Raw genomic sequence first — 379 nt, 5'->3', positions numbered from 1 at the left:
GTCGCCATCAGTCCAGCAGCTTCCATGCGATCGATCTCCGCCTGTGGATAAATACCCTTCATCGCGATCAGCTTCCCGCCCGGCGCCAGCAATTGGCCAGACAGGCTCACGAAATCGCTCAACTCCGCGAACGCCCGCGACGTGATCACGGCATAGCCGCTGGCGTCCTCGAGCTTCTCCACCGGGCCCCAATGCGCGGCGGCGTTGGACAGCCCAAGCTGTGCGCGGCACTGTGTCAGGAACGCGGTCTTCTTCTGGACGATGTCGACCATCAGCACGGACACGTCCGGACAGGCAATCGCCAACGGCAGCCCGGGCATGCCGCCGCCGGAGCCGACGTCGAGCACCCTGCCCCGGGCCGGCTCGGCCACATCCGTGG

At 66.5% G+C, this 379-nt stretch carries 1 protein-coding gene; it reads right to left on the bottom strand.

Annotation, left to right across the window (positions count from 1 at the left end; all coding sequences use genetic code 11):
- A partial coding sequence (gene rsmG / locus AC1DCP_RS26655; RefSeq protein ID WP_476774909.1) for a 16S rRNA (guanine(527)-N(7))-methyltransferase RsmG occupies positions 1-379 on the bottom strand: 379 nt, incomplete at both ends.

It is taken from the genome of Agrobacterium sp. 10T429 (genome assembly GCF_056393925.1).
Note: the sequence above shows the minus strand (reverse complement) of the source record. Positions and strands in the feature narration are given on the sequence as shown.